This window comes from Burkholderia sp. MSMB0856, from assembly GCF_001524645.2.
Lineage (GTDB): Bacteria > Pseudomonadota > Gammaproteobacteria > Burkholderiales > Burkholderiaceae > Burkholderia > Burkholderia diffusa.
Map to the genome: position 1 here is coordinate 291,199 of NZ_CP013427.1, position 24,402 is coordinate 315,600.

Sequence of the window (24,402 nt, forward strand, 5' to 3'; positions counted from 1 at the left end):
TCGGACTACGGAGAGAAAGCAATGAAAGCTCTGCTCGATCTATTCAAGCAAGTCCAACAGGAAGAAGTTTTCGACGCGATCAAGATCGGTCTGGCCTCGCCGGACAAGATCCGTTCGTGGTCGTTCGGTGAAGTGAAGAAGCCGGAGACCATCAACTACCGTACGTTCAAGCCGGAACGCGATGGTCTCTTCTGCGCGAAGATCTTCGGGCCGATCAAGGACTACGAGTGCCTGTGCGGCAAGTACAAGCGTCTGAAGCACCGCGGCGTGATCTGCGAGAAGTGCGGCGTCGAAGTGACGCTGGCGAAGGTGCGTCGTGAACGGATGGGCCACATCGAACTGGCCTCGCCGGTCGCGCACATCTGGTTCCTGAAGTCGCTGCCGTCGCGTCTGGGCATGGTGCTCGACATGACGCTGCGCGACATCGAACGCGTGCTGTACTTCGAAGCATACGTCGTGATCGAACCGGGCATGACGCCGCTGAAGGCGCGGCAGATCATGACCGAAGAGGATTACTACAACAAGGTCGAGGAATACGGCGACGAATTCCGTGCCGAAATGGGCGCGGAAGGCGTGCGTGAACTGCTGCGCGCGATCAACATCGACGAGCAGGTCGAGACGCTGCGCACCGAGCTGAAGAACACCGGCTCGGAAGCGAAGATCAAGAAGTACGCGAAGCGCCTGAAGGTCCTCGAGGCATTCCAGCGCTCGGGCATCAAGCCCGAGTGGATGATCCTCGAAGTGCTGCCGGTGCTGCCGCCGGAACTGCGTCCGCTCGTGCCGCTGGACGGCGGCCGTTTCGCGACGTCGGACCTGAACGACCTGTATCGCCGCGTGATCAACCGTAACAACCGGTTGAAGCGTCTGCTCGAGCTGAAGGCCCCTGAAATCATCGTCCGCAACGAAAAGCGGATGCTGCAGGAAGCCGTCGACTCGCTGCTCGACAACGGTCGTCGCGGCAAGGCGATGACGGGCGCGAACAAGCGTCCGCTGAAGTCGCTCGCCGACATGATCAAGGGCAAGGGCGGTCGTTTCCGTCAGAACCTGCTGGGCAAGCGCGTCGACTACTCGGGCCGTTCGGTCATCGTGGTCGGCCCGACGCTGAAGCTGCACCAGTGCGGTCTGCCGAAGCTGATGGCGCTCGAGCTGTTCAAGCCGTTCATCTTCAACAAGCTGGAAGTGATGGGCGTCGCGACGACCATCAAGGCTGCGAAGAAGGAAGTCGAGAACCAGACGCCGGTGGTGTGGGACATCCTCGAAGAGGTGATCCGCGAGCATCCGGTGATGCTGAACCGTGCGCCGACGCTGCACCGTCTCGGTATCCAGGCGTTCGAGCCCGTGCTGATCGAAGGCAAGGCGATCCAGCTGCACCCGCTCGTCTGCGCGGCGTTCAACGCTGACTTCGACGGTGACCAGATGGCCGTTCACGTGCCGCTGTCGCTCGAAGCGCAGATGGAAGCGCGGACGCTGATGCTGGCGTCGAACAACGTGCTGTTCCCGGCCAACGGCGATCCGTCGATCGTGCCGTCGCAGGATATCGTGTTGGGTCTGTACTACGCGACCCGCGAAGCGATCAACGGCAAGGGCGAAGGCCTGTCGTTCACGGGCGTGTCGGAAGTGATCCGCGCGTACGAGAACAAGGAAGTCGAGCTGGCATCGCGCGTCAACGTGCGGATCACCGAAATGGTCCACAACGAAGACAAGTCGGAAGGCGCGCCGGCATTCGTGCCGAAGATCTCGCTGTACGCGACGACCGTCGGTCGCGCGATCCTGTCGGAGATCCTGCCGCACGGCCTGCCGTTCTCGGTGCTGAACAAGCCGCTGAAGAAGAAGGAAATCTCGCGCCTGATCAACACCGCATTCCGCAAGTGCGGTCTGCGTGCGACGGTCGTGTTCGCCGACCAGCTGATGCAGTCGGGTTTCCGTCTCGCGACGCGCGCCGGCATTTCGATCTGCGTGGACGACATGCTCGTGCCGCCGCAGAAGGAAACGATCGTCGGCGACGCCGCGAAGAAGGTGAAAGAGTACGACCGCCAGTACATGTCGGGTCTCGTCACCGCGCAGGAACGCTACAACAACGTGGTCGACATCTGGTCGGCAACGTCGGAAGCGGTCGGCAAGGCGATGATGGAGCAGCTGTCGACGGAGCCGGTGACGGACCGCGACGGCAACGAGACGCGCCAGGAGTCGTTCAACTCGATCTACATGATGGCCGACTCGGGCGCCCGGGGTTCGGCGGTGCAGATTCGTCAGCTTGCCGGTATGCGCGGCCTGATGGCGAAGCCGGACGGCTCGATTATCGAGACGCCGATTACCGCGAACTTCCGCGAAGGCCTGAACGTGTTGCAGTACTTCATCTCGACCCACGGTGCACGTAAGGGTCTGGCTGATACGGCACTGAAGACGGCAAACTCGGGTTACCTGACCCGTCGTCTCGTCGACGTCACGCAGGATCTGGTGGTGGTCGAGGACGATTGCGGCACGTCGAACGGCGTGGCGATGAAGGCGCTGGTCGAAGGCGGTGAAGTCGTCGAGGCACTGCGCGACCGTATCCTCGGCCGCGTCGCGGTCGCGGACGTCGTGAACCCGGAAACGCAGGAAACGCTGTACGAATCGGGCACGCTGCTCGACGAAACGGCGGTCGAGGAAATCGAACGCCTCGGCATCGACGAAGTGCGCGTGCGCACGCCGCTGACCTGCGAAACGCGTTACGGCCTGTGCGCGGCCTGCTACGGCCGTGACCTCGGCCGCGGCTCGCTCGTGAACGTCGGCGAAGCAGTCGGCGTGATCGCGGCACAGTCGATCGGCGAACCGGGCACGCAGCTGACGATGCGTACGTTCCACATCGGTGGTGCGGCATCGCGTGCGGCAGTGGCGTCGTCGGTCGAAGCGAAGAGCAACGGTATCGTGCGTTTCACGGCGACGATGCGTTACGTCACCAACGCGAAGGGCGAGCAGATCGTCATCTCGCGTTCGGGCGAGGCGCTGATCACCGACGATATCGGCCGCGAGCGCGAACGTCACAAGATCCCGTACGGCGCGACGCTGCTGCAGCTCGACGGCGCGGCGATCAAGGCCGGCACGCAGCTGGCGACGTGGGATCCGATGACGCGTCCGATCATCACCGAGTACGGTGGTACGGTGAAGTTCGAGAACGTCGAGGAAGGCGTGACCGTCGCGAAGCAGATCGACGACGTGACCGGCCTGTCGACGCTGGTCGTGATCGACGTGAAGCGTCGCGGTTCGCAAGCTTCGAAGAGCGTGCGTCCGCAGGTGAAGCTGCTCGACGCGAACGGCGACGAAGTGAAGATCCCGGGCACGGAACACGCAGTGCAGATCGGCTTCCAGGTCGGCGCACTGATCACCGTGAAGGACGGCCAGCAAGTGCAGGTGGGTGAAGTGCTCGCACGTATCCCGACCGAAGCGCAGAAGACGCGTGACATTACCGGCGGTCTGCCGCGGGTGGCGGAACTGTTCGAAGCGCGTTCGCCGAAGGATGCCGGCATTCTCGCGGAAGTCACCGGCACGACGTCGTTCGGCAAGGACACGAAGGGCAAGCAGCGTCTCGTCATCACGGACCTCGAAGGCAATCAGCACGAGTTCCTGATCGCGAAGGAAAAGCAGGTGCTGGTCCACGATGCTCAGGTCGTCAACAAGGGCGAAATGATCGTGGACGGCCCGGCCGATCCGCACGACATCCTGCGTCTGCAGGGTATCGAGGCGCTGTCGCGCTACATCGTCGACGAAGTGCAGGACGTGTATCGTCTGCAGGGCGTGAAGATCAACGACAAGCACATCGAGGTGATCGTTCGCCAGATGCTGCGTCGTGTGCAGATCACCGACAACGGTGATACGCGCTTCATCCCGGGCGAACAGGTCGAGCGTTCCGACATGCTGGACGAGAACGATCGCATGATCGCCGAGAACAAGCGTCCGGCGTCGTACGACAACGTGCTCCTCGGTATCACGAAGGCGTCGCTGTCGACCGACTCGTTCATCTCGGCGGCATCGTTCCAGGAAACGACCCGCGTGCTGACCGAAGCGGCGATCATGGGCAAGCGCGACGATCTGCGCGGTCTGAAGGAAAACGTGATCGTCGGCCGTCTGATCCCGGCCGGTACGGGTCTCGCGTTCCACAAGGCACGCAAGGCGAAGGAGATGTCCGACCGCGAGCGTTTCGATCAGATCGCAGCGGAAGAGGCATTCGACTTCGGCACGCCGAGCGCGCCTGCGGAAGAGCCGCAACACCCGGCAGCCGAATAAGCACGGGCGGCGCGAGCCGCCTCACGTTGCGTATTCGCTGTCGTCGAAACCGCCCGGTCCGCCGGGCGGTTTTTTTTATCCGTCGTTCACGTGCATGACGGGCTTGCTGCACGCTTGCGCAGGCCCGTCATGCGCGCGAACGAACTCGGTCGATTGGCCAACGATGCACGATTCGCCGCGCGCTGCGCGAGCGGGTTGTTAAAATCGCGGTCATCGTCCGCCGTCCTCGTTCTCATCATTCATGTCCCGCGCCCTCGAAATCCTCGACGAAGTCTTTGGTTATTCCGCATTTCGCGGCCAGCAGGGCGAGATCGTCGAACATGTCGCCGGCGGCGGCGATTGCCTCGTGCTGATGCCGACGGGCGGCGGCAAGTCGCTGTGCTACCAGATTCCGGCGCTGCTGCGTCGCGAAGCCGGGCAGGGCGCCGGCATCGTGGTATCGCCGCTGATCGCGCTGATGCAGGACCAGGTCGCCGCGCTCAGCGAAGTCGGCGTGCGCGCGGCCTACCTGAACTCGACGCTGTCGGGCGCGGAGGCCGCGGCGACCGAGCGCGCGCTGCGCGAGGGCGAGATCGACCTGCTGTACGTCGCGCCGGAGCGTTTGATGACCGGGCGTTTCCTGGACCTGCTCGAGCGCGCGAAGATCGGCCTGTTCGCGATCGACGAGGCGCACTGCGTGTCGCAGTGGGGGCATGACTTCCGTCCCGAATACATCCAGCTGTCGGTGCTGCACGAGCGTTTCCCGTCGGTGCCGCGCATCGCGCTGACGGCAACCGCCGACGCGATCACGCGAGACGAGATCATCCATCGCCTCGCGCTCGACGATGCGCGCGTGTTCGTGTCGAGCTTCGACCGGCCGAACATCCGCTACCGGATCGTCGAGAAGGACAACGCGCGCGCACAGCTGCTCGACTTCATCCGCGCGGAGCACACGAACGCGGACGGTACGACCGACGCAGGCGTCGTCTACTGCCTGTCGCGCCGCAAGGTCGAGGAAACGGCCGAATGGCTGAAGGCACAGGGCGTGCGCGCGCTGCCGTACCACGCGGGGATGGAGTTCGAGGTGCGACAGAAGCACCAGGAAATGTTCCAGCGCGAGGAAGGCATCGTGATGTGCGCGACCATCGCGTTCGGCATGGGCATCGACAAGCCGGACGTGCGCTTCGTCGCCCATCTCGATTTGCCGAAGAGCGTCGAAGGCTACTACCAGGAAACCGGCCGTGCGGGCCGCGACGGGATGCCGGCGAACGCGTGGATGGCGTATGGGCTCGGCGACGTCGTCCAACAGCGCAAGATGATCGACGAGTCCGATGCGGACGACGCGCACAAGCGCGTGCAGACGTCGAAGCTCGATGCGCTGCTCGGGCTGTGCGAGACGATCTCGTGCCGGCGTGTGCGGCTTCTGAACTACTTCGGCGAGGCGAGCCAGCCGTGCGGAAACTGCGACACGTGCCTCGAGCCGCCCGATTCGTGGGACGCGACGCGCGAGGCGCAAATGGCGCTGTCGTGCGTATTCCGCGCGCAGCGCGCGAGCGGCTTCAATTTCGGTTCGAGCCATCTGATCGAGATCCTGCGCGGCGGCCGCACCGAGAAGGTATTGCAGCGCGGCCACGACCAGCTCAGTACGTTCGGGATCGGCGCGTCGCTGTCCGAGCCCGAGTGGCGCGCGATTTTCCGGCAGCTCGTGGCGTACGGCTATCTGGCGGTCGACCATGGCGGCTTCGGCGCGCTGATGCTCACCGAGGCCGCGAAGCCGGTGCTGAAGAACGAAGAGAAGGTCACGCTGCGCCGCTACGTGAAGCCGCAGCGCACGCGCCAGTCGTCGAGCCGCAGCGGCACGCGGGTCGACCCGACGGCCGGCATGGGCACGCGCGAGCGCGCACGCTGGGATGCGCTGCGCGCGTGGCGCGCGGAAACCGCGAAGTCCGACGGCGTGCCGGCCTATGTGATCTTCCACGACGCGACGCTGGCCGAAATCGCGCGCAACGCGCCGGAGACGATCGACGACCTGCGCCATATCCCCGGCATGGGGGTGCGCAAGCTGGAACGCTTCGGCGACGAGATCATCGACGTCGTCGAATCGGCATGACACAGGTGTTCCGACCCTTCCGGTAAACCGCCCGCGCGGCTGGCAAATCACGCAAGCCGTTGACTTAGTTGGCATTTCCGGAATATCATGCTGGGTTCCGGTATTCGGTGGGCCGAGTCGCGTTCGAAGGTTCGTGTCCGTATCGCCGGTTCGGAAGTCAACTGTGCGTCGATTCTCGCTTTGCCCGAAATCGATGTGCAGATTTTGTTCAATTTCAGGAATAAACAATGCCAACCATCAACCAACTGGTTCGCAAAGGCCGTCAGTCGGAAACGACGAAGAGCAAGAGCCCGGCCCTGCAGGACTGCCCCCAGCGTCGCGGCGTGTGCACCCGTGTGTACACGACGACGCCGAAGAAGCCGAACTCGGCACTCCGTAAGGTCGCCAAGGTTCGTCTGACGAACGGCTTCGAAGTGATTTCGTACATCGGCGGTGAAGGCCACAACCTGCAGGAACACTCGGTTGTGCTGATCCGCGGCGGCCGTGTGAAGGACTTGCCGGGTGTGCGTTACCACATGGTTCGCGGCTCGCTGGATACCCAGGGCGTCAAGGACCGTAAGCAAGCGCGCTCGAAGTACGGCGCGAAGCGTGCAAAGGCTGCCAAGTAAGCAGTTTTTGATCAGGGATCGCCGCAGGGCGGTCAAGGCGGGAGTGCCGGATTGCCGGTGCTGTCGAGTAAGTGGTCACCCGGCCAAGCTGGTTAGTCGTGAAGATGTGATCGGGTTTGTTGGTGACCGCGGGGCTGGATGCAGCTCCAACTGAACAGGTAAAGGAAGAATCATGCCGCGTCGTCGCGAAGTCCCCAAGCGGGAAGTGTTGCCGGATCCGAAGTTCGGCAACGTTGATGTAGCCAAGTTCATGAACATGCTGATGCTGTCCGGCAAGAAGTCGGTCGCAGAGCGCATCGTTTATGGCGCATTCGAACAAATCCAGACCAAGGGTGGCAAGGACCCGCTGGAAGTGTTCACCGTTGCGCTCAACAACGTGAAGCCGGTGGTCGAAGTGAAGAGCCGTCGCGTTGGTGGTGCCAACTATCAGGTTCCGGTCGAAGTGCGCCCGTCGCGTCGTATGGCATTGGCGATGCGCTGGCTGCGTGAGGCTGCGAAGAAGCGCAGCGAGAAGTCGATGGCTCTGCGTCTGGCAGGCGAACTCACCGAAGCGGCCGAAGGCCGTGGCGGCGCGATGAAGAAGCGCGATGAAGTTCACCGCATGGCAGAAGCCAACCGCGCGTTCTCGCATTTCCGCTTCTAAGCGCCTGGCTGGGCTGTTTGCGGAAATAAATTCCGGGCGGGTGCGCTTTTCAGGCGCCTCGCCCGTTTGTGTTGAAGCATGATGCAGCAGGGCTGCATCGTGTTATCCCAGTAGAGGATCAAAGTGGCTCGCAAGACTCCTATCGAGCGCTACCGCAATATCGGTATTAGCGCTCACATCGACGCCGGCAAGACGACGACGACCGAGCGCATTCTGTTTTACACCGGTGTGAACCACAAGATCGGTGAAGTCCACGACGGCGCAGCAACGATGGACTGGATGGAGCAGGAACAGGAGCGTGGCATCACGATCACGTCCGCTGCTACCACGGCCTTCTGGAAGGGCATGGGCGGCAACTATCCGGAACACCGCATCAACATCATCGACACCCCGGGCCACGTCGACTTCACGATCGAAGTGGAGCGTTCGATGCGCGTGCTCGACGGCGCGTGCATGGTGTACTGCGCAGTGGGCGGCGTGCAGCCGCAGTCGGAAACGGTGTGGCGCCAGGCTAACAAGTACAAGGTGCCCCGTCTCGCGTTCGTCAACAAGATGGACCGTACCGGCGCGAACTTCTTCAAGGTCTACGACCAACTCCGTCTGCGCCTGAAGGCGAACCCGGTTCCGGTCGTGGTGCCGATCGGCTCGGAAGAAAACTTCAAGGGCGTGGTCGACCTGATCAAGATGAAGGCGATCATTTGGGACGAAGCGTCGCAAGGCACGAAGTTCGACTACGTCGACATCCCGGCCGAGCTCGCCGAGACCTGCAAGGAATGGCGCGAAAAGATGGTCGAAGTGGCTGCCGAAGCCAGCGAAGACCTGATGAACAAGTACCTGGAAGAAGGCGATCTGCCGGAAGCCGACATCGTCAAGGCGCTGCGCGACCGTACGATCGCGTGCGAAATCCAGCCGATGCTGTGCGGTACCGCGTTCAAGAACAAGGGCGTGCAGCGTATGCTCGACGCCGTGATCGACTTCCTGCCGTCGCCGGTCGACATCCCGCCGGTCAAGGGCGAGCTCGAAAACGGTGAAGAAGCAGAGCGCAAGGCGTCGGACGACGAGAAGTTCTCGTCGCTCGCGTTCAAGATCATGACCGACCCGTTCGTCGGCCAACTGATCTTCTTCCGTGTGTACTCGGGCGTCGTCAACTCGGGCGACACGCTGCTGAACTCGACCAAGGGCAAGAAGGAACGCCTCGGCCGTATTCTGCAGATGCACGCGAACCAGCGTGAAGAAATCAAGGAAGTCCGTGCAGGCGACATCGCTGCTGCGGTCGGCCTGAAGGAAGCGACCACGGGCGACACGCTGTGCGACCCGGCGAACCCGATCGTTCTCGAGCGCATGGTGTTCCCGGAGCCGGTGATTTCGCAGGCTGTCGAGCCGAAGACCAAGGCTGACCAGGAAAAGATGGGCCTCGCGCTGAACCGTCTGGCGCAGGAAGACCCGTCGTTCCGCGTGCAGACCGACGAAGAATCGGGCCAGACCATCATTTCGGGCATGGGCGAGCTCCACCTCGAAATTCTGGTCGACCGGATGAAGCGTGAATTCGGCGTGGAAGCGACCGTCGGCAAGCCGCAGGTTGCATACCGCGAAACGATCCGTTCGACGGCGAAGGACGTCGACGGCAAGTTCGTCAAGCAGTCGGGTGGTCGCGGCCAGTACGGTCACGCGGTCATCACGCTCGAGCCGAACGAACAGGGCAAGGGCTACGAGTTCTTCGACGAGATCAAGGGTGGTGTGATTCCGCGTGAATACATCCCGGCGGTCGACAAGGGTATCCAGGACACGCTGAAGTCGGGCGTGCTGGCTGGCTTCCCGGTCGTCGACGTGAAGGTTCACCTGACGTTCGGTTCGTACCACGACGTTGACTCGAACGAAAACGCGTTCCGCATGGCCGGTTCGATGGCGTTCAAGGAAGCGATGCGCAAGGCGAACCCGGTCGTCCTCGAGCCGATGATGGCTGTCGAAGTCGAGACGCCGGAAGACTACATGGGCAACGTGATGGGCGACCTGTCGGGCCGTCGCGGTATCGTCCAGGGCATGGAAGACATGGTTGGCGGCGGCAAGATCGTTCGCGCCGAAGTGCCGCTGTCGGAAATGTTCGGTTACTCGACGTCGCTGCGTTCGCTGACGCAAGGTCGTGCAACGTACACGATGGAGTTCAAGCACTACGCTGAAGCTCCGCGCAACGTTGCTGAAGCGATCATCAGCGCGAAGTCGAAGTAAATCTGAAGCTACCAACCGATATTTTTTGAAAGAAGAGAATCATGGCAAAAGAAAAGTTTGAGCGGACCAAGCCGCACGTCAACGTTGGTACGATTGGTCACGTTGACCACGGCAAGACGACGCTGACGGCAGCGATCACGACGGTTCTGACGAAGAAGTTCGGCGGCGAAGCGAAGGCCTACGACCAGATCGACGCGGCACCGGAAGAAAAGGCGCGCGGCATCACGATCAACACGGCACACGTCGAGTACGAAACGGCAAACCGCCACTACGCACACGTCGACTGCCCGGGCCACGCTGACTATGTGAAGAACATGATCACGGGCGCAGCGCAGATGGACGGCGCGATCCTGGTTTGCTCGGCAGCAGACGGCCCGATGCCGCAAACGCGTGAGCACATCCTGCTGGCGCGTCAGGTTGGCGTTCCGTACATCATCGTGTTCCTGAACAAGTGCGACATGGTGGACGACGCTGAACTGCTCGAGCTGGTCGAGATGGAAGTTCGCGAACTGCTGTCGAAGTACGACTTCCCGGGCGACGACACGCCGATCGTGAAGGGTTCGGCGAAGCTGGCGCTGGAAGGCGACACGGGCGAGCTGGGCGAAGTGGCGATCATGAGCCTGGCAGACGCACTGGACACGTACATCCCGACGCCGGAGCGTGCAGTTGACGGCGCATTCCTGATGCCGGTGGAAGACGTGTTCTCGATCTCGGGTCGCGGTACGGTGGTGACGGGTCGTGTCGAGCGCGGCATCGTGAAGGTCGGCGAGGAAATCGAAATCGTCGGTATCAAGCCGACGGTGAAGACGACCTGCACGGGCGTTGAAATGTTCCGCAAGCTGCTGGACCAAGGTCAGGCAGGCGACAACGTCGGTATCCTGCTGCGCGGCACGAAGCGTGAAGACGTGGAGCGTGGCCAGGTTCTGGCGAAGCCGGGTTCGATCACGCCGCACACGCACTTCACGGCTGAAGTGTACGTGCTGAGCAAGGACGAAGGCGGCCGTCACACGCCGTTCTTCAACAACTACCGTCCGCAGTTCTACTTCCGTACGACGGACGTGACGGGCTCGATCGAGCTGCCGAAGGACAAGGAAATGGTGATGCCGGGCGACAACGTGTCGATCACGGTGAAGCTGATCGCTCCGATCGCGATGGAAGAAGGTCTGCGCTTCGCAATCCGCGAAGGCGGCCGTACCGTCGGCGCCGGCGTCGTCGCCAAGATCATCGAGTAACATCGACGATCCGCGGATCCCTCCGGGGTCCGCGATTCCGCGGTAGGCAGTCGTACCGTCGAAACCGGGTGTCCAGTTTGATCTGGCACCCGGTTTTGTCTTTGTGGCGCGCGCGTAGCCGTCTTGACAAACGCACACCACCATTCCGATTTTTCGTGTAGAATCGCGGGCTTAGCAGTGGAAGTACCGTTCGGAAGCTGGCGCCTCGCTCCCCGCAGGCAACAGGTTTCGCGTTCTTTTAGTGTCCGGCGATGCAACATCGCCTCGCTCTTTTCAAGGAATCGTCATGCAGCAACAGAAAATCCGCATTCGCCTGAAGGCTTTCGACTATCGTCTGATCGATCAATCGGCTGCCGAAATCGTCGATACCGCGAAGCGGACTGGCGCAATCGTCCGTGGCCCGGTGCCGCTGCCGACGCGCATTCAGCGTTTTGACATCCTGCGTTCGCCGCACGTCAACAAGACGTCGCGCGATCAGCTCGAAATCCGTACCCACCAGCGCCTGATGGACATCGTCGATCCGACCGACAAGACGGTTGACGCGCTGATGAAGCTCGACCTGCCGGCTGGCGTCGACGTGGAAATCAAGCTGCAGTAAGGCTTTCGACGCCATCCGGTGTGCCGGGCGGTGCTAAGTCTTTGTATTGCTTGCGGAAATCGAGAAGTCGGGCTATACTGCTTGGCTTTTCGCGTATTCGCGTAAAAAAGTTGGGCCTTGCGTGCCCGGCATTTTGTAAATCAGCCCCGACCAATCGCAGTCGGGAATGGAGAAAATGATGAGCCTTGGACTCGTAGGTCGCAAGGTTGGCATGACCCGTATCTTCACGGCTGAAGGGGATTCGATTCCCGTCACCGTGCTGGACGTGTCGGACAACCGCGTGACGCAGATCAAGACTGTTGAAACCGACGGCTACACGGCCGTGCAGGTTGCATTCGGCTCCCGCCGCGCATCGCGCGTGACGAAGCCGCTGGCAGGTCATCTCGCCAAAGCCGGTGTCGAAGCCGGTGAAATCCTCAAGGAATTCCGCATTGACGCGGCCAAGGCAGCTGAGCTGTCGAATGGCGCCGTGGTCGGTGCTGATCTTTTCGAAGTGGGCCAGAAGGTCGACGTGCAAGGCGTGTCGATCGGTAAGGGCTACGCCGGTACGATCAAGCGTTACAACTTCTCCTCCGGCCGTGCTACCCACGGTAACTCGCGCTCGCACAACGTGCCGGGCTCGATCGGTATGGCGCAGGATCCGGGTCGCGTTTTCCCGGGTAAGCGCATGACGGGTCACCTCGGTGACGTTACGGTGACGGTGCAGAACCTCGAAATCGCTCGTATCGACGCAGAGCGCAAGCTGCTGCTCGTCAAGGGTGCGATTCCGGGCGCGAAGGGCGGCAAGGTTTTCGTGACGCCGGCCGTCAAGACCAAGGGGGCGAAATAATGGAACTCAAGCTCCTGAACGAAAATGGTCAGGAAGGTGCAGTGGTCAACGCGTCGGACGTCGTGTTCGGTCGTGACTACAATGAAGCGCTGATCCACCAGGTCGTCGTCGCGTACCAGGCGAATGCTCGCCAGGGTAACCGCGCACAGAAGGACCGTGAGCAAGTCAAGCACACCACCAAGAAGCCGTGGCGTCAGAAGGGTACGGGCCGCGCTCGTGCCGGTATGTCGTCGAGCCCGCTGTGGCGTGGCGGTGGTCGCATCTTCCCGAACTCGCCGGAAGAGAACTTCTCGCACAAGGTCAACAAGAAGATGCATCGCGCAGGTCTCTGCTCGATCTTCTCGCAGCTGGCCCGTGAAGGCCGCCTGTCGGTCGTCGAGGACATCATCCTCGAAGCGCCGAAGACCAAGCTGCTGGCTGACAAATTCAAGACCATGGGTCTCGACTCCGTGCTGATCATTACGGACACGGTCGACGAGAACCTGTACCTGGCTTCGCGCAACCTGCCGCACGTGGCGATTGTCGAGCCGCGCTACGCTGACCCGCTGTCGCTGATCTACTTCAAGAAAGTGCTGGTCACGAAGGCTGCGGTCGCCCAGATCGAGGAGTTGCTGTCATGAGCGAGATTCGCAAGAACGATCATCGTTTGATGCAGGTCCTGCTCGCACCGGTGATCTCGGAAAAGGCGACGCTGGTTGCCGACAAGAACGAGCAAGTCGTGTTCGAAGTCGCACCGGATGCCACGAAGCAGGAAGTGAAGGCGGCTGTCGAGCTGCTGTTCAAGGTTGAAGTTGATTCGGTCAACGTGCTGGTTCAGAAGGGCAAGCAAAAGCGCTTCGGCCGTTCGATGGGTCGCCGTAAGGACGTGAAGAAGGCGTACGTTTGCCTGAAGCCCGGCCAGGAAATCAACTTTGAAGCGGAGGCCAAGTAATCATGGCAATCGTGAAAGTTAAACCGACTTCGCCGGGTCGCCGCGCGATGGTCAAGGTGGTCAACAAGAATCTGCACCAGGGCAAGCCGTTCGCGGCACTGCTCGACTCGCAGAGCTCGACCGCCGGCCGTAACAACAACGGCCGCATCACCACGCGTCACAAGGGTGGTGGTCACAAGCAGCATTACCGTATCGTCGATTTCCGTCGCACGAAGGACGGCATCCCGGCAAAGGTCGAGCGTCTCGAGTACGACCCGAACCGTAGCGCGAACATCGCGCTGGTGCTCTACGCAGACGGCGAGCGTCGCTACATCATCGCCCCGAAGGGTCTGACCGTCGGCCAACAGCTGATGTCGGGTTCGGAAGCGCCGATCCGTGCAGGCAACACGCTGCCGATCCGCAACATTCCGGTCGGTACGACGATCCACTGCATCGAGATGCTGCCGGGCAAGGGCGCGCAAATGGCGCGTTCGGCTGGCACGTCGGCCATGCTGCTGGCACGTGAAGGCGTCTACGCGCAGGTTCGTCTGCGTTCGGGCGAAATCCGCCGCGTGCACATCGAGTGCCGTGCAACGATCGGTGAAGTCGGCAACGAAGAGCATAGCCTGCGCCAAATCGGCAAGGCTGGCGCGAACCGCTGGCGCGGTATCCGCCCGACGGTGCGTGGTGTTGCGATGAACCCGGTTGATCACCCGCACGGTGGTGGTGAGGGCAAGACGGCTGCAGGTCGCGACCCGGTGAGCCCGTGGGGTACGCCGGCTAAGGGTTACCGCACCCGCAGCAACAAGCGCACGACGACGATGATCGTCCAGCGCCGTCACAAGCGTTAAGGAGTAGGCAATGGCACGTTCTGTAAAAAAAGGTCCGTTCTGCGACGCCCATTTGCTGAAGAAAGTTGAGGCGGCTGCAGCTTCGCGCGACAAAAAGCCGATCAAGACCTGGTCGCGTCGCTCGACGATTCTGCCGGATTTCATCGGCCTGACGATCGCTGTTCACAACGGCCGTCAACACGTTCCGGTGTACATCTCGGAAAACATGGTCGGCCACAAGCTTGGCGAGTTCGCACTGACCCGTACGTTCAAGGGTCACGCGGCCGACAAGAAGGCCAAGAAATAAGGGGCAATCAAGATGGAAGTGAAAGCAATTCATCGCGGTGCCCGCATCTCGGCGCAAAAAACGCGCCTTGTGGCTGACCAGATCCGCGGTTTGCCGGTCGACAAGGCGCTGAACGTTCTGACGTTCTCGCCGAAGAAGGCGGCTGGCATCGTGAAGAAGGTTGTGCTGTCGGCAATCGCGAATGCGGAGCACAACGAAGGCGCTGATATCGACGAGCTCAAGATCAAGAGCATCTACGTCGACAAGGCTGCATCGCTCAAGCGTTTCACCGCGCGCGCCAAGGGCCGCGGTAACCGCATCGAGAAGCAATCCTGTCACATCACTGTGACGGTCGGGAATTAAGGAGCCATACGATGGGACAGAAAATTCATCCGACTGGCTTCCGCCTGGCTGTCAGCCGCAATTGGGCTTCGCGTTGGTACGCGAACAACAACAATTTCGCGGCGATGCTGCAGGAAGACATCGGTGTTCGTGAATACCTGAAGAAGAAGCTGAAGAACGCTTCGGTCGGTCGGGTCGTCATCGAGCGTCCGGCAAAGAACGCGCGCATCACGATTTACAGCTCGCGTCCGGGCGTCGTCATCGGCAAGAAGGGCGAGGATATCGAACAGCTGAAGACGGAACTGCAACGCCGCATGGGCGTGCCGGTTCACGTCAACATCGAAGAAATCCGCAAGCCGGAAACCGATGCGCAACTGATCGCTGACTCGATCACGCAACAGCTCGAGCGCCGGATCATGTTCCGTCGCGCGATGAAGCGTGCGATGCAGAACGCGATGCGTCTGGGTGCCCAAGGCATCAAGATCATGAGCGCAGGCCGTCTGAACGGTATCGAAATCGCTCGTACGGAGTGGTATCGCGAAGGTCGCGTGCCCCTTCACACGCTGCGTGCCGACATCGACTACGCGACCTCGGAAGCGAAGACGACCTACGGCATCATCGGCGTCAAGGTATGGGTGTACAAGGGCGACACGCTCGGCCGCAATGACGCGCCGGTGGTCGAAGAAGTAGCCGAAGACAAGCGTCCGCGTCGCAATGCGCGTCCGGGCGACCGTCGTCCGCGCCGTGACGGCGAAGGCGGCGCTCCGGGTGCTCGTCGTGGCGCACCGCGCCGTGGCGCCGGCAAGCCCGAAGACGGCAAGACGGGAGAATAACGATGCTGCAACCGAAACGCAGGAAGTATCGTAAAGAGCAGAAGGGTCGTAACACCGGCAAGGCGACGCGCGGCAACGCAGTGTCGTTCGGTGAATTCGGTCTGAAGGCGATCGGTCGCGGTCGTTTGACCGCACGTCAAATTGAAGCGGCGCGTCGTGCAATGACGCGTCACATCAAGCGTGGCGGCCGCATCTGGATCCGGATCTTCCCGGACAAGCCGATTTCGCAAAAGCCGGCAGAAGTGCGTATGGGTAACGGTAAGGGTAACCCGGAGTACTACGTCGCCGAAATCCAGCCGGGCAAGATGCTCTATGAAATGGACGGCGTAACCGAAGAACTGGCACGCGAAGCGTTCCGTCTGGCCGCAGCGAAGCTGCCGCTGAAGACGACGTTCATCGTGCGCCAGCTCGGCGCCTAAGGAGAAAACATGAAGGCTTCCGAACTTCTCCAGAAAGACCAGGCCGCGCTCAACAAGGAGCTGGCGGACCTGCTGAAGGCGCAATTCGGCCTGCGCATGCAACTCGCGACCCAGCAGCTCACGAACACGAGCCAGCTGAAGAAGGTTCGTCGCGACATCGCACGTGTGCGGACCGTCATGACTCAGAAGGCGAACCAGAAATGAACGATAGCGTGAAAACCTCGCTGAAGCGGACGCTGGTCGGTCGGGTAGTCAGCAACAAGATGGACAAGACCGTCACCGTGCTGATCGAGCACCGCGTCAAGCACCCGATCTACGGCAAGTATGTCGTGCGCTCGAAGAAGTACCACGCGCATGATGAAGCGAACACCTGCAACGAAGGCGATCTCGTCGAAATCCAGGAAACTCGTCCTGTTTCGAAGACGAAGGCCTGGACGGTGTCGCGCCTCGTCGAAGCAGCTCGCGTCATCTAAGCGGGCAGAGCAGTAGGCAGTAACAGGCACTTCGCCAAGAAGTGCTTGAAATCGCAAAGTTTTTGCTTGCGTGACCGGGATTATTTGTTATAATCCCGGTCTTCCCTCTTTATGGGAGCCCCGTCGCGGGCGAAGTTGGTGGGGGAAGCGGACTGGCGCCAGCCTGTCCGAAAGATTCACCGAATTGCGATGGCGGGTTTCGTTTGCCGTCGCTGCTGTTCCAACCCAAGCAGCCGATTGGCTGACGGGACCAAGACTGACCGAATGCATCATGGTGGTGCATCCGGATTAAGTTGGGAAAGACAAACCATGATCCAGACCGAATCTCGGCTCGAAGTAGCCGACAACACGGGTGCGCGTGAAGTCATGTGCATCAAGGTGCTCGGCGGCTCGAAGCGTCGTTATGCCGGCATTGGCGACATCATCAAGGTGACCGTCAAAGAAGCAACGCCGCGCGGGCGCGTGAAGAAAGGCGAAATCTACAACGCCGTGGTGGTCCGCACCGCCAAGGGTGTTCGCCGTCAAGACGGCTCGCTGATCAAGTTCGACGGCAACGCCGCTGTGCTTTTGAATAACAAGCTTGAGCCGATCGGCACCCGTATCTTCGGGCCGGTGACGCGTGAGCTGCGTAGCGAACGATTCATGAAGATCGTTTCGCTGGCGCCGGAAGTGCTGTAAGGAGTCGCGATGAACAAGATTCGCAAAGGTGACGAAGTTATCGTCGTCACTGGCAAGGACAAGGGCAAGCGCGGCGTCGTGCTGGCTGTCGGTGCAGAACATGTGACGGTTGAAGGTATCAACCTCGTCAAGAAGCATGTGAAGCCGAACCCGATGAAGGGTACGACGGGCGGCGTGGAAGCGAAGACGATGCCCCTGCATATTTCGAACGTCGCACTGGTCGACGCGAATGGCAAGGCGTCGCGTGTTGGCATCAAGGTCGAGGAAGGCAAGAAGGTTCGCTTCCTGAAGACGACCGGTGCCGTACTGAGCGCCTGACGCAGCGGAGTAAAAAATGGCTCGTTTTCAAGAGTTTTACAAAGAAAAGGTTGTGCCCGGCCTGATCGAGAAGTTCGGTTACAAGTCGGTCATGGAAGTGCCGCGCATCACCAAGATCACGCTGAACATGGGTCTTGGCGAAGCGATCGCTGACAAGAAGATCATCGAGAACGCCGTTGGCGACCTCACGAAGATCGCTGGTCAGAAGCCGGTCGTCACGAAGGCTCGCAAGGCAATCGCAGGCTTCAAGATCCGCCAGGGCTACCCGATCGGCGCGATGGTGACGCTGCGTGGTCGTGCGATGTACGAATTCCTCGACCGTTTCGTGACCGTTGCCCTGCCCCGCGTGCGTGACTTCCGCGGTGTGTCGGGCCGTGCTTTCGATGGCCGCGGCAACTACAACATCGGTGTGAAAGAGCAGATCATTTTCCCCGAAATCGACTACGACAAGATCGACGCACTGCGTGGGCTGAACATCAGCATCACGACGACTGCGAAGACCGACGACGAAGCAAAGGCACTGCTCGCCAGCTTCAAGTTCCCGTTCAGAAACTGAGGTTACCGTGGCTAAACTGGCACTGATCGAACGTGAAAAGAAGCGCGCCCGCCTGGTCGCGAAGTTCGCAGCAAAGCGCGAAGCGCTGAAGGCGATCGTCGAAGACCAAAGCAAGTCGGAAGAAGAGCGCTACGAAGCACGCCTTGAGCTGCAGCAACTGCCCCGCAACGCAAACCCGACCCGCCAGCGTAACCGCTGCGCGATCACGGGCCGTCCGCGTGGCACGTTCCGTAAATTCGGCCTCGCGCGTAACAAGATTCGTGAAATCGCATTCCGTGGCGAGATTCCTGGCCTGACCAAGGCGAGCTGGTAATAGGAGAAACGTAAATGAGCATGAGTGATCCTATCGCCGATATGCTGACTCGCATCCGCAACGCGCAGATGGTCGAGAAGGTATCGGTCGCGATGCCCTCGTCGAAGGTCAAGGTTGCAATCGCGCAAGTCCTGAAGGACGAAGGTTATATCGACGATTTCGCCGTCAAGGCGGAAGGTGCGAAGTCCGAACTGAATATCGCGCTGAAGTACTACGCAGGTCGCCCGGTCATCGAACGCCTCGAGCGCGTGTCGAAGCCTGGTCTGCGCGTGTACCGCGGCCGTAACGACATTCCGCAGGTCATGAATGGCCTGGGCGTGGCAATCGTGTCGACGCCGAAGGGCGTGATGACCGACCGCAAGGCGCGCGCTACCGGCGTCGGCGGCGAAGTCATCTGCTACGTCGCTTAAAGCCGAGGAGAGAGAAACATGTCTCGAGTAGGTAAGAGCCCGATCGCGCTGCAAGGCGCGGAAGTCAAGCTGGCCGACGGTGCTATCACCGTCAAGGGCCCGCTGGGCACCATCACGCAAGCGATTAATCCGCTCGTGAACGTGGCGAACAACGACGGCACGCTGAATCTGTCGCCGGTCGACGAAAGCCGCGAAGCAAACGCACTGTCGGGCACGATGCGCGCGATCATCGCGAATGCCGTGCACGGCGTGACCAAGGGTTTCGAGCGCAAGCTGACGCTGGTTGGCGTCGGTTATCGTGCGCAAGCGCAAGGCGACAAGCTGAACCTGTCGCTGGGTTTCTCGCACCCGGTGGTGCACCAGATGCCGGAAGGCGTCAAGGCTGAAACCCCGACGCAAACCGAAATCGTGATCAAGGGGATCAACAAGCAACAAGTCGGTCAAGTGGCTGCGGAAGTCCGCGGTTACCGTCCGCCGGAGCCCTACAAGGGCAAGGGCGTGCGCTATTCCGACGAGGTTGTGATCCTCAAAGAAACGAAGAAGAAGTAAGGGTGCGCAATCATGGATAAGACTCAATCTCGCCTGCGCCGCGCTCGCCAGACGCGTATCAAGATCGCTGAGCTGCAGGTCGCGCGTCTCGCCGTGCATCGCACGAACACGCACATCTACGCTCAAGTGTTCTCGCCCTGCGGCACCAAGGTGCTCGCCAGCGCGTCGACGCTCGAAGCAGAAGTGCGCGCCGAACTGGCCGACAAGTCGGGCAAGGGCGGCAACGTTAATGCTGCGACGCTGATCGGCAAGCGTATTGCCGAGAAGGCAAAGGCCGCCGGCATCGAATCCGTCGCCTTCGACCGCTCGGGCTTCCGCTACCATGGCCGCGTCAAGGCGCTGGCTGAGGCAGCTCGCGAAGCTGGGCTCAAGTTCTAAGGAAGGAATTCGTCATGGCAAAGATGCAAGCGAAAGTTCAGGCTGACGAGCGCGACGACGGCCTTCGCGAAAAGATGATTTCGGTCAACCGCGTGACCAAGGTCGTGAAGGGTGGCCGTATTCTCGGCTTCGCCGCACTGACCGTGGTCGGCGACGGTGATGGCCGCATCGGTATGGGCAAGGGCAAGGCGAAGGAAGTGCCGGTCGCTGTCCAGAAGGCAATGGAACAAGCTCGCCGCAACATGTTCAAGGTGCCGCTCAAGAACGGCACGCTGCAGCACGAAGTGCACGGCAAGCATGGCGCATCCGCTGTCCTCCTCGCTCCGGCGAAGGCAGGTACGGGCGTGATCGCCGGCGGCCCGATGCGCGCAGTGTTCGACGTGATGGGCGTTCAGAACGTCGTGGCAAAGAGCCACGGTTCGACGAACCCGTACAACCTCGTTCGCGCCACGCTGGACGGTCTGCGCAAGCAGTCGACCCCGGCAGACATCGCGGCGAAGCGCGGCAAGTCCGTCGAAGATATTTTGGGCTAAGCCCGGGTGGTCACCATGTCTGAAAAAACTGTCAAGGTTCAGCTCGTTAAGAGCCTGATCGGGACCCGCGAATCGCACCGCGCGACCGTGCGTGGCCTGGGCCTGCGCCGACTCAACTCGGTTAGCGAGCTGCAGGACACGCCGGCGGTCCGCGGCATGATCAACAAGGTCTCGTACCTCGTTAAGGTCATCGCGTAAGCGGCCCTACGGATCAAGGAGTTGATATGGAATTGAATAACCTGAAGCCGGCCGCTGGCGCCAAGCACGCCAAGCGTCGCGTCGGCCGCGGCATCGGTTCGGGCCTCGGCAAGACGGCTGGCCGTGGTCACAAGGGTCAGAAATCGCGTTCGGGCGGCTTCCACAAAGTCGGTTTCGAAGGCGGTCAGATGCCGCTGCAACGTCGTCTGCCGAAGCGCGGCTTCACGTCGCTGACGAAGGAATTCGTCGGTGAAGTGCGCCTGGGCGACCTCGAGAAGCTGCCGGTCGATGAAATCGATCTGCTCGCACTGAAGCAAGCCGGCCTGGTCGGCGAGCTGACGAAGAGCGCAAAGATCATCGCGACGGGCGAACTGAAGCGCAAGATCGTCGTGAAGGGTCTCGGTGCCACCAAGGGTGCGCGCGCTGCGATCGAAGCGGCTGGCGGTTCGTTCGCCGAGTGACACGCGTAGCGCGTCGTTACTTGCATTCATCGGAGAAGGTACTTGGCTAACAGCCCGAGTCTTGCAAAACCCGGTCGAAGCACGGCGAAATTCGGCGATCTGCGTCGGCGAGCGATGTTCCTGCTCCTGGCGCTGATCGTCTATCGCATCGGCGCGCACATCCCCGTGCCGGGCATCGATCCGGATCAACTGGCGAAGCTGTTCCAGAGTCAGGCGGGCGGCATCCTGGGCATGTTCAACATGTTCTCGGGTGGCGCGCTTTCCCGCTTCACGATCTTTGCGCTGGGGATCATGCCGTACATCTCGGCGTCGATCATCATGCAGTTGCTGGCGATCGTCTCGCCGCAGCTCGAAGCGCTGAAGAAGGAAGGGCAGGCAGGGCAACGGAAGATCACGCAGTACACGCGGTATTTCACCGTGGTGCTCGCGACCTTCCAGGCGTTCGGTATCGCGGCTGCGCTGGAAAACCAGCCGGGCCTCGTGATCGACCCCGGCATGCTGTTCCGGCTGACGACGGTCGTGACGCTGGTTACCGGCACGATGTTCCTGATGTGGCTGGGTGAGCAGATCACCGAGCGTGGTCTGGGCAACGGCATCTCGATCATCATCTTCGGCGGGATCGCAGCAGGGTTCCCGAATGCCGTCGGTGGGCTGTTCGAGCTGGTGCGCACGGGTTCGATGAGCATCATTTCGGCGATCATCATCGTCGTTCTGATTGCCGCGGTGACTTACCTGGTCGTGTTCATCGAACGCGGTCAGCGCAAGATCCTCGTGAACTACGCGAAGCGCCAGGTCGGCAACAAGATCTACGGTGGCCAGTCGTCGCACTTGCCGCTGAAGCTGAACATGTCGGGCGTGATTCCACCGATCTTCGCGTCGTCGATCATCCTGTTCCCGGCCACGATTCTGGGCTGGTTCAGCACGGGGCAGCCGTCGGGAAGCTGGATCTCCAACACGTTGCATAACGTCGCGGAGGCGCTGAAGCCGGGTCAGCCGGTCTATGTGCTGCTGTACACGCTGGCAATCGTGTTTTTCTGCTTCTTCTACACCGCACTGGTGTTCAACAGCAGGGAAACCGCGGACAACCTGAAGAAGAGCGGCGCGTTTGTTCCGGGCATTCGTCCGGGCGATCAGACCGCACGATATATCGACCGCATCCTCACGCGTCTGACGCTGGCCGGTGCGATCTACATCGTCTTCGTGTGTCTGCTGCCGGAATTCCTGGTGCTGCGCTGGAACGTGCCGTTTTATTTTGGTGGAACGTCGCTGCTGATCATTGTCGTCGTCACGATGGACTTCATGGCGCAGGTGCAGTCGTACGTTATGTCGCAACAGTATGAGTCGCTGCTCAAGAAGGCAAACTTCAAGGGCGGCAACATCCCAATGCGTTAATTAAGGACTATGGCCAAAGACGATGTAATCCAGATGCAAGGTGAGGTGATCGAAAACCTCCCGAATGCGACCTTCCGTGTGAAGCTGGAAAACGGCCATGTCGTGTTGGGGCATATCTCCGGGAAGATGCGGATGCACTACATCCGCATCCTGCCGGGCGACAAGGTGACGGTTGAATTGACGCCTTACGATCTGTCTCGTGCGCGGATCGTGTTCCGGGCGAAGTGATTTGAAAAAAGGGTATTATCATGAAAGTGATGGCATCGGTTAAGCGCATTTGCCGCAATTGCAAGATCATCAAGCGCAAAGGCGTCGTTCGCGTGATCTGCAGCTCGGATCCGCGCCACAAGCAGCGCCAAGGCTGACCGCGCGTTTGTTTGCGCTTTTTGTTTGAGGAAAAACAATGGCTCGTATCGCAGGGGTTAACATCCCGAATCACCAGCATACCGAGATCGGCCTGACGGCAATCTTCGGTATCGGCCGCACGCGCTCGCGCAGCATCTGCACGGCAGCTGGCGTGGAATTCTCGAAGAAGGTCAAGGACCTGACCGACGCAGACCTCGAAAAGCTGCGTGAAGAAGTGGGCAAGTTCATCGTCGAAGGCGATCTGCGCCGTGAAGTGACGATGAACATCAAGCGCCTGATGGACCTCGGTTGCTACCGTGGTGTTCGTCATCGCAAGGGCCTGCCGATGCGCGGTCAGCGTACGCGTACGAACGCACGTACCCGCAAGGGTCCGCGTCGTGCAGCGCAAGCGCTGAAGAAGTAAGCGGAACTGACAGTTACAGGAAAACGTAATGGCTAAGGCTTCGAACACCGCGGCGCAACGCGTTCGCAAGAAGGTTAAGAAGAACGTCGCTGAAGGCGTGGTTCACGTTCACGCGTCGTTCAACAACACGATCATCACGATCACCGATCGCCAGGGCAATGCACTGGCATGGGCGACGTCGGGCGGCCAGGGCTTCAAGGGCTCGCGCAAGTCGACGCCGTTCGCTGCTCAGGTTGCTGCTGAGTCGGCCGGTCGCGTGGCGATGGAATACGGCGTGAAGAATCTGGAAGTGCGGATCAAGGGCCCGGGCCCGGGTCGTGAGTCGGCAGTGCGCGCACTGCATGGTCTCGGCATCAAGATCACCGCGATTTCGGACGTCACCCCGATTCCGCACAACGGCTGCCGTCCGCCGAAGCGCCGTCGTATCTAAGAATGTGCTGGCACGTTTGTGCTGGCACATTTGCCTGTCGCCGCGTAGCGTCGACGGGCGTTGCTTTTTTGATTGACTAAGCCCACCGTTCGCCCCAAAGGGCGCGAACTAGCGCGGATTTCGATCCGCGTGACTGATTGATAAAGGAATGCAAAGTGGCACGTTATATCGGCCCCAAGGCCAAGCTGTCCCGCCGTGAAGGCACCGACCTGTTCCTGAAGAGCGCGCGCCGCTCGCTCGCCGACAAGTGCAAGCTCGACAGCAAGCCGGGTCAGCACGGCCGTACCTCGGGCGCACGTACGTCCGACTATGGTACGCAGCTGCGTGAAAAGCAAAAAGTCAAGCGCATTTACGGCGTTCTGGAGCGTCAGTTCCGCCGCTACTTCGCTGAAGCCGACCGTCGCAAGGGCAACACGGGTGAAAACCTGCTGCAACTGCTCGAATCGCGTCTCGACAACGTCGTGTATCGCATGGGCTTCGGCTCGACCCGCGCTGAAGCGCGTCAGCTGGTGAGCCACAAGTCGATCACCGTGAACGGCGTCGTCGCGAACGTGCCGTCGCAGCAAGTGAAGGCGGGTGACGTCGTCGCGATCCGCGAAAAGGCAAAGAAGCAGGCGCGTATCGTCGAAGCGCTGTCGCTGGCCGAGCAAGGCGGCATGCCGAGCTGGGTTGCAGTCGATGCGAAGAAGTTCGAAGGCACGTTCAAGCAAATGCCGGAACGCGCTGACATCGCAGGCGACATCAACGAAAGCCTGATCGTCGAATTGTATTCGCGTTAATCCGATTGACGGCCGAGGTACCCCGATTGCGTTACGCAAGGAGGGGCCTCGGCTGTT

33 protein-coding genes are annotated in these 24,402 nt (G+C 60.9%); all 33 read left to right on the forward strand.

Annotated elements, in window-relative coordinates; translation table 11 throughout:
- Positions 1-21: 21 nt before the first annotated feature.
- Entirely contained in the window at positions 22-4,263 is a 4,242-nt protein-coding gene (gene rpoC / locus WS87_RS02325; RefSeq protein ID WP_059820866.1) for a DNA-directed RNA polymerase subunit beta', read from the forward strand.
- Between the two features lie 241 nt (positions 4,264-4,504).
- The gene (gene recQ / locus WS87_RS02330) at positions 4,505-6,352 is read left to right on the forward strand and encodes a DNA helicase RecQ (protein ID WP_059535570.1); all 1,848 of its coding nucleotides are present in this window, start codon (positions 4,505-4,507) and stop codon (positions 6,350-6,352) included.
- Positions 6,353-6,579: 227 nt separating this feature from the next.
- On the forward strand, positions 6,580-6,960 hold the full coding sequence (gene rpsL / locus WS87_RS02340; RefSeq protein WP_006400662.1) for a 30S ribosomal protein S12: 381 nt from the start codon (positions 6,580-6,582) through the stop codon (positions 6,958-6,960).
- A gap of 172 nt (positions 6,961-7,132) precedes the next feature.
- Positions 7,133-7,603, forward strand: a complete 471-nt coding sequence (gene rpsG, locus WS87_RS02345; protein WP_034209730.1) for a 30S ribosomal protein S7 — start codon at positions 7,133-7,135, stop codon at positions 7,601-7,603.
- 123 nt (positions 7,604-7,726) lie between these two features.
- Positions 7,727-9,829: an elongation factor G gene (gene fusA, locus WS87_RS02350; protein WP_059535572.1), complete on the forward strand. Its 2,103-nt coding sequence runs from the start codon at positions 7,727-7,729 to the stop codon at positions 9,827-9,829.
- 41 nt (positions 9,830-9,870) lie between these two features.
- On the forward strand, positions 9,871-11,061 hold the full coding sequence (gene tuf, locus WS87_RS02355) for an elongation factor Tu (protein WP_006482910.1): 1,191 nt from the start codon (positions 9,871-9,873) through the stop codon (positions 11,059-11,061).
- Positions 11,062-11,347: 286 nt separating this feature from the next.
- The gene (gene rpsJ / locus WS87_RS02360; protein WP_004199280.1) at positions 11,348-11,659 is read left to right on the forward strand and encodes a 30S ribosomal protein S10; all 312 of its coding nucleotides are present in this window, start codon (positions 11,348-11,350) and stop codon (positions 11,657-11,659) included.
- A gap of 178 nt (positions 11,660-11,837) precedes the next feature.
- On the forward strand, positions 11,838-12,488 hold the full coding sequence (rplC, locus tag WS87_RS02365) for a 50S ribosomal protein L3 (RefSeq protein ID WP_006752926.1): 651 nt from the start codon (positions 11,838-11,840) through the stop codon (positions 12,486-12,488).
- On the forward strand, positions 12,488-13,108 hold the full coding sequence (gene rplD / locus WS87_RS02370) for a 50S ribosomal protein L4 (RefSeq protein WP_006477192.1): 621 nt from the start codon (positions 12,488-12,490) through the stop codon (positions 13,106-13,108). Before rplC ends, rplD begins: the two co-directional genes overlap by 1 nt.
- Positions 13,105-13,419: a 50S ribosomal protein L23 gene (gene rplW, locus WS87_RS02375; protein WP_004199275.1), complete on the forward strand. Its 315-nt coding sequence runs from the start codon at positions 13,105-13,107 to the stop codon at positions 13,417-13,419. The genes rplD and rplW overlap by 4 nt, the downstream gene beginning before the upstream one ends.
- Positions 13,420-13,421: 2 nt before the next feature.
- Positions 13,422-14,249 carry a 50S ribosomal protein L2 gene (gene rplB, locus WS87_RS02380; protein ID WP_006482900.1) on the forward strand — a complete coding sequence of 276 codons (828 nt, stop codon included), beginning with the start codon at positions 13,422-13,424 and terminating at the stop codon, positions 14,247-14,249.
- 10 nt (positions 14,250-14,259) lie between these two features.
- On the forward strand, positions 14,260-14,535 hold the full coding sequence (gene rpsS / locus WS87_RS02385; protein WP_004199273.1) for a 30S ribosomal protein S19: 276 nt from the start codon (positions 14,260-14,262) through the stop codon (positions 14,533-14,535).
- Positions 14,536-14,547: 12 nt separating this feature from the next.
- Positions 14,548-14,877, forward strand: coding sequence for a 50S ribosomal protein L22 (rplV, locus tag WS87_RS02390; protein ID WP_004199272.1), 330 nt, complete (start codon positions 14,548-14,550; stop codon positions 14,875-14,877).
- A gap of 11 nt (positions 14,878-14,888) precedes the next feature.
- Positions 14,889-15,689, forward strand: a complete 801-nt coding sequence (gene rpsC, locus WS87_RS02395; protein WP_006482899.1) for a 30S ribosomal protein S3 — start codon at positions 14,889-14,891, stop codon at positions 15,687-15,689.
- 2 nt (positions 15,690-15,691) lie between these two features.
- Positions 15,692-16,108, forward strand: coding sequence for a 50S ribosomal protein L16 (gene rplP / locus WS87_RS02400; RefSeq protein WP_059468475.1), 417 nt, complete (start codon positions 15,692-15,694; stop codon positions 16,106-16,108).
- Between the two features lie 9 nt (positions 16,109-16,117).
- On the forward strand, positions 16,118-16,312 hold the full coding sequence (rpmC, locus tag WS87_RS02405; protein WP_006400652.1) for a 50S ribosomal protein L29: 195 nt from the start codon (positions 16,118-16,120) through the stop codon (positions 16,310-16,312).
- Complete coding sequence (rpsQ, locus tag WS87_RS02410; RefSeq protein WP_006752928.1) at positions 16,309-16,581, forward strand: 30S ribosomal protein S17; 273 nt, start codon at positions 16,309-16,311, stop codon at positions 16,579-16,581. The genes rpmC and rpsQ overlap by 4 nt, the downstream gene beginning before the upstream one ends.
- Before the next feature lie 309 nt (positions 16,582-16,890).
- The gene (rplN, locus tag WS87_RS02415; RefSeq protein ID WP_006752929.1) at positions 16,891-17,259 is read left to right on the forward strand and encodes a 50S ribosomal protein L14; all 369 of its coding nucleotides are present in this window, start codon (positions 16,891-16,893) and stop codon (positions 17,257-17,259) included.
- Positions 17,260-17,268: 9 nt separating this feature from the next.
- The gene (rplX, locus tag WS87_RS02420) at positions 17,269-17,577 is read left to right on the forward strand and encodes a 50S ribosomal protein L24 (protein ID WP_006477187.1); all 309 of its coding nucleotides are present in this window, start codon (positions 17,269-17,271) and stop codon (positions 17,575-17,577) included.
- Between the two features lie 16 nt (positions 17,578-17,593).
- Positions 17,594-18,133, forward strand: coding sequence for a 50S ribosomal protein L5 (gene rplE / locus WS87_RS02425; RefSeq protein ID WP_006482882.1), 540 nt, complete (start codon positions 17,594-17,596; stop codon positions 18,131-18,133).
- Positions 18,134-18,140: 7 nt separating this feature from the next.
- Entirely contained in the window at positions 18,141-18,446 is a 306-nt protein-coding gene (rpsN, locus tag WS87_RS02430) for a 30S ribosomal protein S14 (protein WP_006482884.1), read from the forward strand.
- A 14-nt stretch (positions 18,447-18,460) separates the two neighbouring features.
- Positions 18,461-18,856 (forward strand): 30S ribosomal protein S8, encoded by a 396-nt coding sequence (gene rpsH, locus WS87_RS02435; protein WP_006477185.1) that lies wholly within the window; start codon positions 18,461-18,463, stop codon positions 18,854-18,856.
- 18 nt (positions 18,857-18,874) lie between these two features.
- Positions 18,875-19,405: a 50S ribosomal protein L6 gene (gene rplF, locus WS87_RS02440; protein WP_006758786.1), complete on the forward strand. Its 531-nt coding sequence runs from the start codon at positions 18,875-18,877 to the stop codon at positions 19,403-19,405.
- A 12-nt stretch (positions 19,406-19,417) separates the two neighbouring features.
- Entirely contained in the window at positions 19,418-19,783 is a 366-nt protein-coding gene (rplR, locus tag WS87_RS02445; RefSeq protein ID WP_006477183.1) for a 50S ribosomal protein L18, read from the forward strand.
- Between the two features lie 14 nt (positions 19,784-19,797).
- Positions 19,798-20,316 carry a 30S ribosomal protein S5 gene (gene rpsE, locus WS87_RS02450; RefSeq protein WP_006752931.1) on the forward strand — a complete coding sequence of 173 codons (519 nt, stop codon included), beginning with the start codon at positions 19,798-19,800 and terminating at the stop codon, positions 20,314-20,316.
- 15 nt (positions 20,317-20,331) lie between these two features.
- Positions 20,332-20,514 carry a 50S ribosomal protein L30 gene (rpmD, locus tag WS87_RS02455; protein WP_006400644.1) on the forward strand — a complete coding sequence of 61 codons (183 nt, stop codon included), beginning with the start codon at positions 20,332-20,334 and terminating at the stop codon, positions 20,512-20,514.
- Between the two features lie 26 nt (positions 20,515-20,540).
- Complete coding sequence (gene rplO / locus WS87_RS02460; RefSeq protein WP_006482880.1) at positions 20,541-20,975, forward strand: 50S ribosomal protein L15; 435 nt, start codon at positions 20,541-20,543, stop codon at positions 20,973-20,975.
- A 42-nt stretch (positions 20,976-21,017) separates the two neighbouring features.
- A complete protein-coding gene (gene secY / locus WS87_RS02465) occupies positions 21,018-22,367 on the forward strand; it encodes a preprotein translocase subunit SecY (RefSeq protein WP_006400642.1) in 1,350 nt (449 codons plus the stop codon).
- Between the two features lie 9 nt (positions 22,368-22,376).
- The gene (gene infA / locus WS87_RS02470) at positions 22,377-22,595 is read left to right on the forward strand and encodes a translation initiation factor IF-1 (RefSeq protein ID WP_004521905.1); all 219 of its coding nucleotides are present in this window, start codon (positions 22,377-22,379) and stop codon (positions 22,593-22,595) included.
- A 20-nt stretch (positions 22,596-22,615) separates the two neighbouring features.
- Positions 22,616-22,732, forward strand: a complete 117-nt coding sequence (gene rpmJ / locus WS87_RS02475; protein ID WP_004199844.1) for a 50S ribosomal protein L36 — start codon at positions 22,616-22,618, stop codon at positions 22,730-22,732.
- A 38-nt stretch (positions 22,733-22,770) separates the two neighbouring features.
- Positions 22,771-23,136 (forward strand): 30S ribosomal protein S13, encoded by a 366-nt coding sequence (gene rpsM / locus WS87_RS02480; protein ID WP_039323572.1) that lies wholly within the window; start codon positions 22,771-22,773, stop codon positions 23,134-23,136.
- Between the two features lie 28 nt (positions 23,137-23,164).
- The gene (gene rpsK / locus WS87_RS02485) at positions 23,165-23,566 is read left to right on the forward strand and encodes a 30S ribosomal protein S11 (RefSeq protein ID WP_004197937.1); all 402 of its coding nucleotides are present in this window, start codon (positions 23,165-23,167) and stop codon (positions 23,564-23,566) included.
- 155 nt (positions 23,567-23,721) lie between these two features.
- On the forward strand, positions 23,722-24,345 hold the full coding sequence (gene rpsD / locus WS87_RS02490; protein ID WP_012362893.1) for a 30S ribosomal protein S4: 624 nt from the start codon (positions 23,722-23,724) through the stop codon (positions 24,343-24,345).
- Positions 24,346-24,402: the final 57 nt, after the last annotated feature.